The organism is Anaerosphaera aminiphila DSM 21120, assembly GCF_900129925.1.
Taxonomy (GTDB): domain Bacteria; phylum Bacillota; class Clostridia; order Tissierellales; family Peptoniphilaceae; genus Anaerosphaera; species Anaerosphaera aminiphila.
Genome location: NZ_FQXI01000022.1, coordinates 1 through 13,761 on the forward strand (window position 1 = coordinate 1; position 13,761 = coordinate 13,761).

Here is a 13,761-nt window from a genome sequence, read left to right on the forward strand (position 1 = left end):
GAGGCAAAGAGTTTGCATGTTATACAGATGTAGAAGAAGAGTTGGGAATAGATTTTTACTTTGCAGATCCCTACAGTGCTTGGCAAAGGGGAACGAATGAAAATAGTAATGGGCTATTACGTGAATTCTATCCTAAGAAAACCGACTTATCGAAAATCAGTAATGAAAGTTTAATTAAAATATTATATAAAATAAATTCCAGACCTAGAAAATGTCTGGAATTTAGAACAACATTTGATGCATTTTTATACGAGATAAATAATTTGGAGTAAGTGTCGCAATAATTATTGCAATTCAGCATAAAAATAAAACTAATAATGCAAAAAACTTTTTTAACATTTTTGATAAATCTAAAATTTTAATGGAAAATGATAAAACTGGAGAAAAAATAGAGGTAAGTAGATTTATTGTTATGGGAAAAGAAGAATTAAAAGCCGACAATTTAAACGCCACTTCAGTAATAAATGATATTAAGAAAATTCATAAAAGTAAAGAAGATTGCGAATTTTTAATTAAAATGATGTTGGATAGTATTTTAGTTTTTGATTCAAATAAAGGTGTAAAATCTGAATTAAAAAAGCTTATGAAAGATTTATCTGAATACCTATATGAAAAAATTCGAGAAACATATATGTATATAAATTTGTTGCAAGTAAAAGTAAGATTAGGCGAAAATATAAGTGATTATTTTGAAGAATTGAAAAAAATAAAAGAAGAAGAAAAAGAAAATAGCCAAATACTAACTGCTTGTTATATTTTATTAGGAAATTATAAAGAAGCTAAAAAAATTATAAAGAGAATGAATAAGGAAGATGCTTTGAAATTTAAACAATTTCCAATATATAATTTAATTAAATTGAAATAATTAAGAATATTGTAGATTTTAAAAAAGTATATATAAATATTAAGGGGATTTATGTAAGCGATTGGTAGCCAATATAATAAAATATAAAAAAGTACTTCTAATTATGGAGAGGTACTTTTATTTAATCAATATGCAATTTACTTTTATATAGAATTATAGAGATTTAGTAAATTTCCTATTTAATTAATAGTCAAAATATTTTTTGGTTCGTTATTATTTCACATATGTCAAAAATTTTTATTCTATTTTTAAGTTATAGAATTTAAAGCCACTAATTTTTAATATATTAGCTAAAAATATGTTTTGTTAAAAGAATTTTAATTATGTTATACTAAACTTAATGTTAAAGCATTGTATAGTTATAAATATTTACGCTCGTAGCTCAGAGGATAGAGCAGTAGTTTCCGAAGCTGAAGGTCGAGGGTTCAATTCCCTCCGAGCGTACCAAATAGTACCTTAAAGGAGGATATTATGGAGTATAAAATTGCAGTAATACCGGGAGACGGAATAGGTGTGGAAGTTATAAATGAAGGAGTAAAACTACTTAAATTAATTTCAAAATTATATGAAGATATTGACTTTAGATTTGATTTTTTTGACTATGGTTGTGACTACTATTTAAAATATAAGAGGATGATGGAAGAAGATGGACTTGAAAAATTGTCAAAGTCCGACGCTATTTACTTAGGAGCAGTTGGAAATAATACTGTAAGTGACGATATTTCTCTAAGAGGGTTACTATTAAAGATAAGACAGGAGTTTGACCAATATGTAAATCTTCGCCCTATAAAGTTATTAAAGGGAGCAGAAACTATAATAAAAGGCAAGTCTAAAGATGATATAGATATGATATTTATTAGAGAAAACAGTGAAGGTGAATATATAGGAACGGGAAGTCATATGTTTAAAAACTCTCCACGAGAACTTGTCATACAAGATAATGTCTTTACAAGGTATGGCTGTGAGAGAATAATCAGATATGCTTTTGAAGTGGCAAAACAAAATAAAAAATCTCTTACAAGTATTTCTAAGGCAAATGCATTAAATTATTCAATGGTATTTTGGGATAGTATTTTTAATGAAATAAAAGCTGAATATCCTGAAGTTGAAACTCATAGTTTATTAGTAGATGCAGCTACTATGGTAATGGTAAATGAACCTGAAAAATTAGAAGTTGTAGTTTCATCAAATTTATTTGGAGATATATTAACAGATTTAGGAGCTGCAATAGCAGGTGGAATAGGACTAGCAGCAGGAGCTAATATAAACCCTGAAAAGAGATATCCTTCAATGTTTGAACCAATTCACGGCTCGGCTCCAAACATTGCCGGAAAAGGTATAGCCAATCCCGTTGCAGCGATTTGGTCTGTAAGTCAAATGATGGATTTTTTTGGAAGAGAAGATATAGGTTTAGATATTTTAAACGCCATTGAAAAATTATTAGTTGAAAAGAAATGTCTACCAACAGATTTAGGAGGAAGTAAAAGTACTACTGCTGTGGGAGATGAAATTTGTAGAAATCTAACAGAAATAGTAGAGAATAAAATAAAATAGGGTTTAAAAATTTTAATCAGAGTAGAAAATATTTTACTCTGATTTTTTATTGAGATTTTATATTAAAATATCTGAAAAAAATTTTAATGCAGGAGTTGTTTTATAAATTAAACTTTTAGTATTATTTATAAAATATATATTGACATATATCTCTATAGAATTTATAATCTTGATGTACTTAATAAAGTAAGTCTAAAGTTTAATATTTTGTTATTGGAGATAAATATGGATATAGGAAATAAACTTAAAAACTTAAGAATTCAACAGAGTTTAACCCAAGAAGAGTTAGCGGATAGATCGGAACTGACAAAGGGTTTTATATCACAGGTGGAGAGAAATTTAACTTCGCCTTCTATTGCCACGCTCATTGATATTTTAGAGGCTTTGGGAACGACGCCTTATGAATTCTTTGATGATAATAGTGAGGAAAAAATTGTATTCAAAGAAGAAGATTATTTTGAAAGCAATAAGGAAAATGGATATAAAATGAAGTGGATAGTTCCAAATGCGCAAAAAAACGAAATGGAACCTATAATTTTAGAGTTGGAAAATAAATCTATCTCCAAGAGCATAAGTCCCTTTGATGGAGAAATATTGGGCTATGTTTTAATGGGAAGTGTAGTACTTCACTATGGAGATAAAAAACATGAAGTAAATAAAGGTGAGACATTTTATTTTAGAGCAGATAAGGAAAGTTACCTTGAGAATAAAAAAAGTAAATCCGCAAAGGTAATTTATGTAAGTTCACCACCAAATTTTTAAGGAGGAATAAATGACAAATCCTATAATTAATTTAGTTAATATAAATAAGTCTTATGATGAAGACTTAATTTTAAAAGATTTTAATTTAACTATTCAGAAAAATGAATTTTTAACACTTCTAGGTCCAAGTGGTTGTGGCAAGACAACAACTCTTAGATTAATAGGGGGATTTGAAAGCCCTGATTCCGGACAAATAATATTTGATGGTAAGGACATTACCAATGATCCTCCTTATGAAAGAGAAATAAATACTGTGTTTCAAAAGTATTCGCTTTTTTCACATTTAAATGTATTTGATAATATAGCTTTTGGTCTAAAAATTAAAAAAATGCCAAAGGATGAAATAGAATTAAAGGTAAAGGAAATGTTAGAGGTTGTAAACTTAAAGAACTTTGAAAATAGAAAAGTGGAGTCTTTAAGTGGAGGACAACAGCAAAGAGTAGCCATTGCAAGGGCATTAGTAAATGAACCAGAGGTATTGCTACTAGATGAACCGTTGGGAGCTCTGGATTTAAAATTACGCCAAGGTATGCAAATTGAGTTAAAGAGAATTCAGCAGTCAGTTGGCATAACATTTATTTATGTAACTCATGATCAGGAAGAAGCTTTGACAATGAGCGATACAATAGTAGTTTTAAAAGATGGAAAGATTCAACAAATAGGAAGCCCTACAGATATTTACAATGAACCAAATAATGCTTTTGTGGCTGATTTCATAGGAGAGAGCAATATAATTAGTGGAGTTATACATGAAGATTATTTAGTTGAATTTTCTCATCATATGTTTAAGTGTGTAGATAGTGGATTTGCTAAAAAAGAAGAAATAGATGTAGTAGTTAGGCCGGAAGATATAGAATTAGTAAAGTCTGGAACGGGAATGTTGGATGGAGTAGTAAAATCCACTATGTTTAAAGGTGTTTACTATGAAATGATTGTAGAAGTTAAAGGCTTTAAATATAAAGTTAGCTCAACAATTTCAAAGGAAGTAAATGACAGTGTGGGAATGAATATTGATCCAAATAATATTCACATAATGAAAAAGGTGATTAAATGAAATTTAAAAAACTAGCTTCACCTTATTTAATTTGGATGATTTTATTTATTGTAATGCCATTGTTGTTAATATTTTTTTACTCTATAACTGACGGTATGATTAAAGACTTCACTATGGAGAGCTTTACACTTGATAATTATAAAAAGTTTTTTACTCCACAGTATTTAAAAGTTTTCTTTGACTCACTAAAAATGGCTTTTAAGACCACAGTAATTTGTTTGGCAATAGGATATCCGACTGCATATTGGATTTTCAATTCTAAGTCCAAGTACAAGTCACTGATGCTACTTTTAATAGTAATACCTATGTGGATGAACTTTTTATTGAGGACATATGCTTGGGTTTTAATTTTAAGTAAAAATGGGATATTGAATAATTTTTTAAATATATTTGGAATAGATCCCTTAAGTATAATTTACACAGATAAGGCTATAATGATTGGAATGATTTATAACTATTTGCCCTTTATGATTTTGCCAATACACTCAGTTTTTGAAAAGATAGATAAGTCTATGATTGAAGCGGCCAAAGATTTAGGAGCAACTGAAATGCAAGCTTTTTGGAAAGTGATATTTCCTCTTAGTATATCGGGAGTTGTTACGGGAATTACCATGGTATTTATACCTGCAATTTCAACTTTTGAAATATCGGCACTTCTAGGGGGAAATAAATACAATTTAATTGGAAATATAATTGAAAATCAATATAGATTAGTAGGAGATTGGAACTTTGGTTCTGCAATGAGTATTGCAATAATAGTAATAATAATTGTGGCAATGATAATCACCAATAAATTTGATTCTGACGACGAAAAAACAGGAGGGGGACTATGGTAAAAAAACACTATTTTAAAAAGTTATATTTATTTTTAATGTTCCTTTTTTTGTATGCGCCAATAATTGTACTAATGGTATTTTCTTTTAACGACTCTAGGCTAAAGGGATCTTGGGTTGGTTTTACACTTAAGTGGTATAAGGAATTATTTAAGAATAGAGAAATACTTAAATCTTTTTACAATACAATTTTAATTGCTGTAATTGCAACTATTTGTGCTACTATTATCGGAACAATGGCTGCAATTGGAATTTACTATATGAAGAGCTGGAAGAAAAAAATAGCATTAAATATTAACTATATACCTGTGTTAAATCCTGATATTGTAACTGCAATTTCTCTAATGGTAATGTTTAATTTGATGAGAATAAAATTTGGTATGATTACAATGCTTTTGTCACATATTGTATTTACAACGCCCTATGTTATTTTGTCGGTATTGCCAAAGCTAAAGCAAATGAGCAAGTCAATACCTGAGGCCGCTATGGATTTAGGAGCCACGCCCATGTATACATTTAGAAAAGTTATAATACCAGAGATAAAGCCGGGAATAATTTCAGGAGCTCTGCTTGCTTTTACACTGTCACTAGATGACTTTGTAATATCATTTTTTACTACGGGAAGTGGATTTTCCAATCTGTCAATTACAGTTTATTCTATGGCGAAGAAGGGGATAAATCCTGCTATTAATGCACTTTCAACACTTATGTTTGTTGCAGTATTAATATTGTTATTAATTATAAATAAAAAAACAAAATCTAATGGAAATATTTTTTAGGAGGAAAAAATGAAAAAAAAATCTTTATTGTTAATAGTTACCTTAGTATTGGTAACAGCTCTTATGTCCGGATGTTCTCAAAAATCTGAAGAAGGGGAGCTTCACGTTTATAACTGGGGGGAATATATAGATGATTCCCTTGTAGCTGACTTTGAAAAGGAAACTGGAATAAAAGTAATATATGAAACATTTGAACAAAATGAAGATATGTATATGAAACTAAAAGAAGGGGGTTCTAGTTACGACTTAGTAGTCCCATCAGACTATATGATTGAGAGAATGATTTCTGAAGATATGTTGGCAAAAATCAACTATGAAAATATTCCAAATATGAAAAATATAGGCAGTGAATATTTAAATAGAGAATATGATCCAGCACAAGAGTACTCAGTTCCATATTTATGGGGAACTGTTGGGATTTTATACAATAAGAGTTTAGTAAAAGAACCAGTTGAAAATTGGGATATACTATGGGATGAAAAATATAGTGGAAATATTATAATGATGAACTCTACTAGAGATTCCCTGGGAATTGCATTAATTAAAAACGGTTTTTCTATGAATACGAGAAATCCTGAAGAATTAGAAGTAGCAAAAAAAGACTTAATTACACAAAAGCCAATTGTAAAAGCTTATTTAGTTGACGAGATGAAGGGACAAATGGTAAATGAAGAAGCAGCTTTAGCTCCAGCATATACTGGTGATGCAATTGTATCAATGGAAGAAAATGAAAATTTGGATTTTGTAATTCCAAAAGAAGGAGCAAACTTGTGGTTTGATTCAATGGTAATTCCTAAAAATGCTGAGAATAAAGAAAATGCTGAAAAATTCATTGATTTTATATTAGAACCTGAAAATTCTGCAAGAATAGCAGATGTTGTAGGGTATCCTCTTGCAAACAAAGAAGCAGTAAAATTGTTGCCTAAAGAAATTCAAGAAAACAAAGTAATTTATCCGAACTTAGAAGAGTATCCTAATTTAGAAATATTTAAAAATCCTAAAGATATAAATAAATTATATGATGAAATTTGGGCGGAAGTAAAAGCTGCAAATTAAAATAATATATGTAAAATATATTAATAGAGGTAGAGTTTTTTAATAGGCTTTACCTCTATTAATATAAAATAACATTTTAAATATATAATTACTTTAGAACAGTAAAATTTTATATAAAAATAAAATAGTTTATTATTTTAGTTAGCTATGATATCATATAGACAATCAAATGTTTTCATAATTTATGGAGGTTTATTAATGAATAAAAAATTAAAAAACGTCATTTTATTTGGAATTTTTATCCTGTTTTTATTCATATCCACTTTTAGTAAGCAATTCGACAGTTCAAACCTGTGGAAAGATGCAAACGATAGTGGACAAGGCTTTAATGGTTTATTATTTAAAAATCCAATTGACGTTTCAAACTTAACGATTTCACGCAGTATAGAAAAAACTTCTTCAAAAAATTTAATTAAATATGATATTGAATTTGAATATTCAGGAGAAGATTCAAGTGTTAGAATTTTAGGAACTCCTGTTAGACAAATATTTTTTGGAAATTCGGTAGAGCCAAGTCATAGTGTAGTAGAATTAAAAGGTGACTATGATAACATCAATGCCAAGTTATTTAATGAAAAATTTTCTTTGAGAGATTACTACAAAAAAACACAAGATTATAATTTTAAGGCAATATCTCAAATAAGGGTACCTCTAACAAGTGAAGATAGTACATATTCCTTTACTGTTTACTATGAACCTAGAGAGCTTTTATACAGAGGAAAAGATTTAGTGTCTGAAAGTTCAGCATTTATAACTAATGCAAAAGTTGACAAATTTTCCAATGCTCAAAAAATGGGAGATAATGAAAATCCTACATTTAGCCAAGGTGGATTTTATGTAAATGCACAGGAAATTAAGAATAATTCGGCTATTTCAAGAATTTCAATTTTTAACAATTTAAGTTATATAATATTTCTTGCATCAACAATTTTAGTTTTTGCACTTATATGGTTAGATAATAAAAAATTAAATAAACTCTATCCAATTTTCTTAATGCTTATAATACTTACCTTCTATAGATTTTTAGGTAAGGGATCTACAACACTTGGAATTTTAGTTGGATATCCAATACTTGGATATTTGGGAATTTGTATTTCTAAACTTATGAACAAGGATACACTAGCTCTTAGTAAGCAAGAGTTAAAACAAAGTTTGGCATATACAATAGTATTTTTTGTTATTATACTAATAGTATTAATAATACCAAGGGCATTTTAAAATATGACACCTGAGAATTTCTCAGGTGTATTTTTTTATAGAATTTCATAGGTAGTAGAAGCGTTTTCGCAAATTGATTATATGTAAAAAATACTATATAATAAAAGAGAAATATCTATAATTACATTTATTTAAGAAATTATTACAAAGATTTTATAGAGATGAATAGAAAGTGGGATCACTTTCTATTTTTAAATGAAATATAAATAAAAGAAAAGAAGGTGAGTTAATGAATATAAATTGGTATCCAGGACATATGAAAAAGACCATAGAAGACATAGAATCAAAACTTAAACTAGTTGATTTTTATATAGAAATAATAGACTCTAGAATTCCAATAGCCAGTAGAAACCCAATGTTAAATAAACTTTTACAAAATAAAAAAGGACTTCTAATTTTAAATAAGTCGGATTTGTCAGAAGATGAGCAAAATCAAAAGTGGATAAAGAAACTCACTAATGAAAAAAATAATGCAATTCTTTACAGTTCTGCTACTCCAGACTCCAATAAAATAGTTAGAGAATCTTTAAAGTTAATGGATGAGGAAATAAAAAGAGCTAATGAAAAAGGACTTAATAAAGGTCCGTTGAGAGCAATGATTGTGGGAATACCAAATTCAGGAAAATCCACGTTTATTAATGGAATTTCAAAAACTAAATCTACAAAAACAGGGAATCGCCCTGGTATTACGAAGACAAATCAGTGGATTAGATTAAATCCTAAACTACACCTTTTAGATACTCCGGGAGTTTTGTGGCCAAAATTTGAAAGTGATGAAATAGCTTTAAATTTAGCTTTTACTGGATCTATTAAAGATGAAATAATGGATGTAGAGACATTGGCGCTAAAGTTAATTGAAAAGCTGAATAAGCAAGATGAAAATTTATTAAAAGACAGATATCAACTAGAAACAAAAAATCAAAAACCCATTGAAATTATGGAAGAAATCGGCCTAAAAAGAGGAGCAAAGCTAAGGGGAAATGAAATAGATTATACAAAAGTTGCAAATATTGTCTTAGATGAATTTAGAAAGGGAGTACTTGGCAAAGTTACTTTAGAGAGGTTATAATGTTTGAAAATTTTGAAGAAGAATATAGCAAACTAGGTTATAAAAAAATTGTGGGAATAGATGAAGTTGGAAGGGGAACACTTTTTGGAGATGTTGTTACCTGTGCAGTAATAATGCCCATTGATAACAGAATAGAGGGCATTAGAGATTCTAAAAAACTATCGGAAAAAAAGAGAGAAAAATTTTATGGAATTATTTTAGAAAAGGCATTGGCAGTTGGCATTGGAAGAGTAGACTCTAAGACAATTGACAGTGTAAATATTAAAGTTGCAACTCATTTAGCTATGTCAAAAGCTATAAATAATTTAAGAGATAAAAATGGAAATGAAGTAATTCCGGATATTTTACTAATTGATGCAGAAAAAATTGAAAGTGACATTCCTCAAGTATCAATAATAAAAGGCGATGACAAGTGTTATTCAATAGCTTGCGCATCTATTGTGGCTAAAGTATATAGAGATAGACTATGTAAAAAATGGGCGCTGGACTATCCCAACTATGGCTTAGAAAAGCATAAAGGATATGCAACCAAGCTTCATAGAGAGGCGATAAAATTATATGGTCCTTCAGATATGCATAGAAAATCTTTTTTAAAGAATATAGGTGATTGGTAATGGATAACCAATCCCTTGGAAAATTTGGTGAAGATGCGGCAACTAAACTTGTAGAAGAAAAAGGTTATACAATTTTAGAACGCAACTATAGAGCTTTGGGAACAGAAATAGATATTATTGCAATGGATAGAGGAATACTAGTGTTTATAGAAGTTAAGACGAGAACCAGCAGAAAATATGGCAATGCATATGAAGCGGTAAATAGTTTTAAAATGAAAAATATAATAAATACTTCTCTAAGCTATATTATGAAAAATAATCTTGAAAGTTCACAAGTGAGATATGACATTATTGAAGTATATGTAAATGAAAATTTAGTTAATCATATTGAAAATGCATTTGAATTAAATTAGAGTACAGGAGGTTAGTATGTATTCATGTGTCAGGACAGGTTCTCTGTTGGGATTAGACGGAGAGTTAATAGAAGTAGAAGCAGATTTAACTAATGGGCTACCTAAATTTACCATTGTTGGACTTCCGGACATAGCAATAAAAGAGTCAATGGAAAGGGTTAGAAGTGGCATTAAAAATAGTTCCTTTGAATTTCCACTAAAGAGAATCACTATTAACCTTGCTCCTGCAAATTTAAAAAAAGATGGATCTCAAATGGATTTGGCAATAGCAGTTGCAGTTTTAATAGCTAATGGGACAATAGTTTCAAATCCTGAGGACTATATTTTTTTAGGAGAATTGTCATTAGATGGAGGAGTAAATAAGATAACAGGTGCACTTCCAATGGTAATTTCCCTAAGAGAAAAGGGATTTAAAAAATTTATTATACCAGATTCAAATAAAAGAGAGTGTGCAGTGATATCAGATGTGGAAATTTACCCTGTAAATTCGCTACAAGAGGTTGTAGATTATTTTAATGGAGAGATAAAACTAGATAGATATATTGATGAATATACTTTAGAAGAAACACAGTACGATATAGATTTTTCAGATGTCAAGGGACAAGAATTTTTAAAACGAGCACTGGAAGTGGCAGCCGGAGGAAAGCACAATCTTTTAATGGTAGGGACGCCTGGAAGTGGAAAGTCTATGGCAGCCAAGAGATTTCCCACGATTCTTCCAAAGCTAAAGTTTGATGAGTCTATTGAAGTTACTAAAATCTATAGTATTGCAAATTTACTATCTGAAAGTAAATTAATTACCACCCCTCCATTTAGGGCCCCACATCACACTGCATCAGCAGTATCATTAATTGGAGGTGGGAGAATTCCAAAACCGGGTGAAATTTCTCTAGCACATAATGGTGTATTATTTTTAGATGAATTGCCTGAATTTTCAAAGCAAGTTTTAGAAGTTCTTAGACAGCCACTTGAAGATAACACTATTAATATTGCAAGGGCAAACGCAAGTCTTAGCTATCCTGCGAAGTTCATTCTAATAACTGCCATGAACCCGTGTCCTTGTGGGTATTTAGGCGACAAATTTCACGTTTGTAAGTGTACAATGAACGAGATAAACAGGTATTTATCTAAAATTTCGCATCCACTACTAGATAGAATAGACATTCATGTAGAAGTAAGTCCTGTAAAATACGATGACATATCAAAAGAAAAGAAACAGGAGACTTCAGAGGAAATCAGAAAGAGAGTGGAACTTGCCAGAAATATTCAAATGGAGAGATTTAAAGATTTAGATATTAGTACAAATGCTGAAATAAGAGAAAATCAAATTCACAAGTACTGTTATTTAAATTCCAAGTGCAAAAATATTATGGACATAGCTTTTAAGAAATATAAATTTTCAGCGAGGACTTACAATAAGATTTTAAAAGTTTCCAGAACTATAGCAGATTTAGAAGGTAGTAAAAATATAGAAGAAAAAAACATATTAGAGGCAATTAGGTATAAGAGTGTAGATATAAAATATTGGGGTTAATATGACGTATAGACAATTTTTAATATATTTAAATGCAATAGGTATAAGAAATGATGAAATTGAAAAAATAGAAACCTATATAGAAGATTATAGTATTGATTATGAGGAAATATTTAAAGATAGCGTATTAGATGATTTAAGGAATAAATTTACACCTAAGCTCATTCAAAAATTAAAAAGGAAAGACAAAAAAGCATTAATAAATTTAAATACATATTGTGAAAAAAATAAAATAGAAGTAATTACGGCAAGTGATTTAACGTATCCGGAGAGGTTGAAAAATATAGAGAACTATCCAAGAGTTTTATATTTAAAAGGCAAGTTAGATATTTTAGATAGTGTTTCTATTAGTGTAGTGGGCGCTAGAAAACACACCAGTTATGGAGAAAGCGTATTAAATTACTTTGTAGATGAACTTTCAAAATTAAATGTGACAATTGTCAGTGGGATGGCATATGGAGTAGATGGATTAGCGCATAGAAGGTCCTTGGAAAATAAAAATAAAACTATAGCTGTGCTTGGAAATGGGGTGGATAAAATTTATCCTATGAAAAATGCTAAGCTTTATAGTGACATAATAGAAAATGGAGCAGTGCTAAGTGAATATCCTGTAGGAACTGAACCGTTGCCATTTAGATTTCCGGAGAGAAATAGGATTATTTCAGGAATTAGCTTGGCAACTATTGTAATAGAAGCCAAGGCAAAGAGTGGCTCTCTAATTACAGCAAGAGTTGCTGCAGAACAGGGGAAAGAAGTCTTTTCAGTACCAGGAAATATTGATTCACTGTATAGTGAAGGAACTAATATGCTAATTAGAGATGGAGCAACTCCACTGCTTTCTATAGAGGATATTTTAGAAGTAATACCGGAGATTAAAAAGAACTATGTAGATAGCAGAGAAGAAGATTATAAGGCTGAAATGGGAGATGAAGAGCTGAAAGTATTTAAATTAATATCAGAGGGAGTAGCTGATACTAATTTAATTGCAAATGAGCTAAATGAAGATATATCCTATATTAGTTCTATAATTACAATACTTGAGTTAAAAAATATTATAGAAGTTGAAGATGGATTAAAAATAAAAATGTAAATAAATAACATATCTTATATTTTATTTAATATATTTTTAGAAAAGTATTAGACTTTGTATACTATATTATTTAAAAAGAATGCTATAATATTCTAAGGAGGTTATTATGAAAAAGATAATTTTTGATATGAATCCCTTAGGCTCTTTTTCTTTATCTTGTAGAGGTTATGTAGAATACTTTAAAAAAAAATACAACAAAAACATATACATCTATTCCAGATATGAAGATGGAACATACATAAGAATAGATAACTTAGACAATGAAAGAGAACTAAAAAATAGAGTAATAACATTTAAAAATTTAGGAAAAACTGTTTTGGAGATTCCCTTTGATGATAACATTAGAGTTAGTCTTATTGATGAAAGTTATGAAGAAGATGAAATTTTAAAAAGTATAGTTGAAAAGCTTGGTGATAATGCAAGTTGGAAAAATTCGAATTTAAAAATTGTAGAAGTTGAAGAGAGTTTATAAGAAATAAAAATTGGTTTTAAAGCTATAGCTTTAAAACGGTTCTATAATAAATGTTGGGGTGAGTACTCCAACATTTATTTTTTTGCAAAAAAAGAATGCACGTATCCCAAAAATCCTTTACCATATAAAGTGACTAAACCAAATAGAAAGGGTGAAATACGTGCAAGATAATTATATACAAAAACTTCTCAATATTAAAGATATTATTGTAACAAATATAACAGAAAATAGTGAAACCATAGAAGTTTCTATTAAGTCTACTAATAATACAGGTGTTTGTCCTTGTTGTAAACAGCCTACTACAAGAATTCATGACTATAGACTCCAACGTGTAAGACACAGTAACATCGGATTAAGACAAGTTTGTCTACTTCTTAGAAAGAAACGATTTATATGTAAAAGGCGTAACAAACGCTTTTACGAATCTTTAAACTTTTTAGGGAGATATCAACGAAATACAAAAGAATATATTTTTACTTTGCTAGAAAAGCTAAAAGATACCAGATCT

The 13,761-nt window shown here is 29.3% G+C and carries 16 protein-coding genes and 1 tRNA gene; all 17 read left to right on the forward strand.

Annotation, left to right across the window (positions count from 1 at the left end):
* On the forward strand, nt 1-272 hold a 272-nt coding region (locus BUB47_RS09340; RefSeq protein WP_143270638.1), incomplete at its 5' end, for an IS30 family transposase.
* 89 nt (nt 273-361) lie between these two features.
* The gene (locus tag BUB47_RS09345) at nt 362-865 is read left to right on the forward strand and encodes a hypothetical protein (RefSeq protein ID WP_073185679.1); all 504 of its coding nucleotides are present in this window, start codon (nt 362-364) and stop codon (nt 863-865) included.
* A gap of 371 nt (nt 866-1,236) precedes the next feature.
* Nucleotides 1,237-1,312, forward strand: a tRNA-Arg gene (locus BUB47_RS09350).
* A gap of 24 nt (nt 1,313-1,336) precedes the next feature.
* The gene (locus tag BUB47_RS09355) at nt 1,337-2,419 is read left to right on the forward strand and encodes an isocitrate/isopropylmalate dehydrogenase family protein (protein ID WP_073185681.1); all 1,083 of its coding nucleotides are present in this window, start codon (nt 1,337-1,339) and stop codon (nt 2,417-2,419) included.
* Nucleotides 2,420-2,644: 225 nt separating this feature from the next.
* Complete coding sequence (locus BUB47_RS09360; RefSeq protein WP_073185683.1) at nt 2,645-3,181, forward strand: helix-turn-helix domain-containing protein; 537 nt, start codon at nt 2,645-2,647, stop codon at nt 3,179-3,181.
* A gap of 10 nt (nt 3,182-3,191) precedes the next feature.
* On the forward strand, nt 3,192-4,235 hold the full coding sequence (gene potA, locus BUB47_RS09365; RefSeq protein WP_073185685.1) for a spermidine/putrescine ABC transporter ATP-binding protein: 1,044 nt from the start codon (nt 3,192-3,194) through the stop codon (nt 4,233-4,235).
* The gene (locus BUB47_RS09370; RefSeq protein WP_073185687.1) at nt 4,232-5,071 is read left to right on the forward strand and encodes an ABC transporter permease; all 840 of its coding nucleotides are present in this window, start codon (nt 4,232-4,234) and stop codon (nt 5,069-5,071) included. Before potA ends, BUB47_RS09370 begins: the two co-directional genes overlap by 4 nt.
* Entirely contained in the window at nt 5,065-5,847 is a 783-nt protein-coding gene (locus tag BUB47_RS09375) for an ABC transporter permease (RefSeq protein WP_073185698.1), read from the forward strand. Before BUB47_RS09370 ends, BUB47_RS09375 begins: the two co-directional genes overlap by 7 nt.
* A gap of 9 nt (nt 5,848-5,856) precedes the next feature.
* Nucleotides 5,857-6,903, forward strand: coding sequence for an ABC transporter substrate-binding protein (locus BUB47_RS09380; protein WP_073185700.1), 1,047 nt, complete (start codon nt 5,857-5,859; stop codon nt 6,901-6,903).
* Between the two features lie 198 nt (nt 6,904-7,101).
* On the forward strand, nt 7,102-8,121 hold the full coding sequence (locus BUB47_RS09385) for a hypothetical protein (protein WP_073185701.1): 1,020 nt from the start codon (nt 7,102-7,104) through the stop codon (nt 8,119-8,121).
* A 229-nt stretch (nt 8,122-8,350) separates the two neighbouring features.
* Nucleotides 8,351-9,190, forward strand: a complete 840-nt coding sequence (gene ylqF, locus BUB47_RS09390; protein WP_073185703.1) for a ribosome biogenesis GTPase YlqF — start codon at nt 8,351-8,353, stop codon at nt 9,188-9,190.
* On the forward strand, nt 9,190-9,804 hold the full coding sequence (locus BUB47_RS09395; protein ID WP_073185705.1) for a ribonuclease HII: 615 nt from the start codon (nt 9,190-9,192) through the stop codon (nt 9,802-9,804). The genes ylqF and BUB47_RS09395 overlap by 1 nt, the downstream gene beginning before the upstream one ends.
* On the forward strand, nt 9,804-10,157 hold the full coding sequence (locus BUB47_RS09400) for a YraN family protein (protein ID WP_073185707.1): 354 nt from the start codon (nt 9,804-9,806) through the stop codon (nt 10,155-10,157). Before BUB47_RS09395 ends, BUB47_RS09400 begins: the two co-directional genes overlap by 1 nt.
* A 16-nt stretch (nt 10,158-10,173) precedes the next feature.
* Nucleotides 10,174-11,691, forward strand: a complete 1,518-nt coding sequence (locus BUB47_RS09405; RefSeq protein WP_073185708.1) for a YifB family Mg chelatase-like AAA ATPase — start codon at nt 10,174-10,176, stop codon at nt 11,689-11,691.
* Nucleotide 11,692: 1 nt separating this feature from the next.
* The gene (gene dprA / locus BUB47_RS09410; RefSeq protein ID WP_073185710.1) at nt 11,693-12,781 is read left to right on the forward strand and encodes a DNA-processing protein DprA; all 1,089 of its coding nucleotides are present in this window, start codon (nt 11,693-11,695) and stop codon (nt 12,779-12,781) included.
* Between the two features lie 106 nt (nt 12,782-12,887).
* Entirely contained in the window at nt 12,888-13,253 is a 366-nt protein-coding gene (locus tag BUB47_RS09415) for a hypothetical protein (protein ID WP_073185712.1), read from the forward strand.
* A 160-nt stretch (nt 13,254-13,413) separates the two neighbouring features.
* The coding region (locus tag BUB47_RS09845) for a transposase family protein (RefSeq protein WP_143270640.1) at nt 13,414-13,761 on the forward strand (348 nt) is incomplete at its 3' end.

Bases quoted from the DNA above. Each gene is read 5' to 3' on its own strand.
- BUB47_RS09345 (WP_073185679.1), top strand. From the start codon at position 362: ATGGAAAATGATAAAACTGGAGAAAAAATAGAGGTAAGTAGATTTATT.
- BUB47_RS09355 (WP_073185681.1), top strand. From the start codon at position 1,337: ATGGAGTATAAAATTGCAGTAATACCGGGAGACGGAATAGGTGTGGAA.
- BUB47_RS09360 (WP_073185683.1), top strand. From the start codon at position 2,645: ATGGATATAGGAAATAAACTTAAAAACTTAAGAATTCAACAGAGTTTA.
- potA (WP_073185685.1), top strand. From the start codon at position 3,192: ATGACAAATCCTATAATTAATTTAGTTAATATAAATAAGTCTTATGAT.
- BUB47_RS09370 (WP_073185687.1), top strand. From the start codon at position 4,232: ATGAAATTTAAAAAACTAGCTTCACCTTATTTAATTTGGATGATTTTA.
- BUB47_RS09375 (WP_073185698.1), top strand. From the start codon at position 5,065: ATGGTAAAAAAACACTATTTTAAAAAGTTATATTTATTTTTAATGTTC.
- BUB47_RS09380 (WP_073185700.1), top strand. From the start codon at position 5,857: ATGAAAAAAAAATCTTTATTGTTAATAGTTACCTTAGTATTGGTAACA.
- BUB47_RS09385 (WP_073185701.1), top strand. From the start codon at position 7,102: ATGAATAAAAAATTAAAAAACGTCATTTTATTTGGAATTTTTATCCTG.
- ylqF (WP_073185703.1), top strand. From the start codon at position 8,351: ATGAATATAAATTGGTATCCAGGACATATGAAAAAGACCATAGAAGAC.
- BUB47_RS09395 (WP_073185705.1), top strand. From the start codon at position 9,190: ATGTTTGAAAATTTTGAAGAAGAATATAGCAAACTAGGTTATAAAAAA.
- BUB47_RS09400 (WP_073185707.1), top strand. From the start codon at position 9,804: ATGGATAACCAATCCCTTGGAAAATTTGGTGAAGATGCGGCAACTAAA.
- BUB47_RS09405 (WP_073185708.1), top strand. From the start codon at position 10,174: ATGTATTCATGTGTCAGGACAGGTTCTCTGTTGGGATTAGACGGAGAG.
- dprA (WP_073185710.1), top strand. From the start codon at position 11,693: ATGACGTATAGACAATTTTTAATATATTTAAATGCAATAGGTATAAGA.
- BUB47_RS09415 (WP_073185712.1), top strand. From the start codon at position 12,888: ATGAAAAAGATAATTTTTGATATGAATCCCTTAGGCTCTTTTTCTTTA.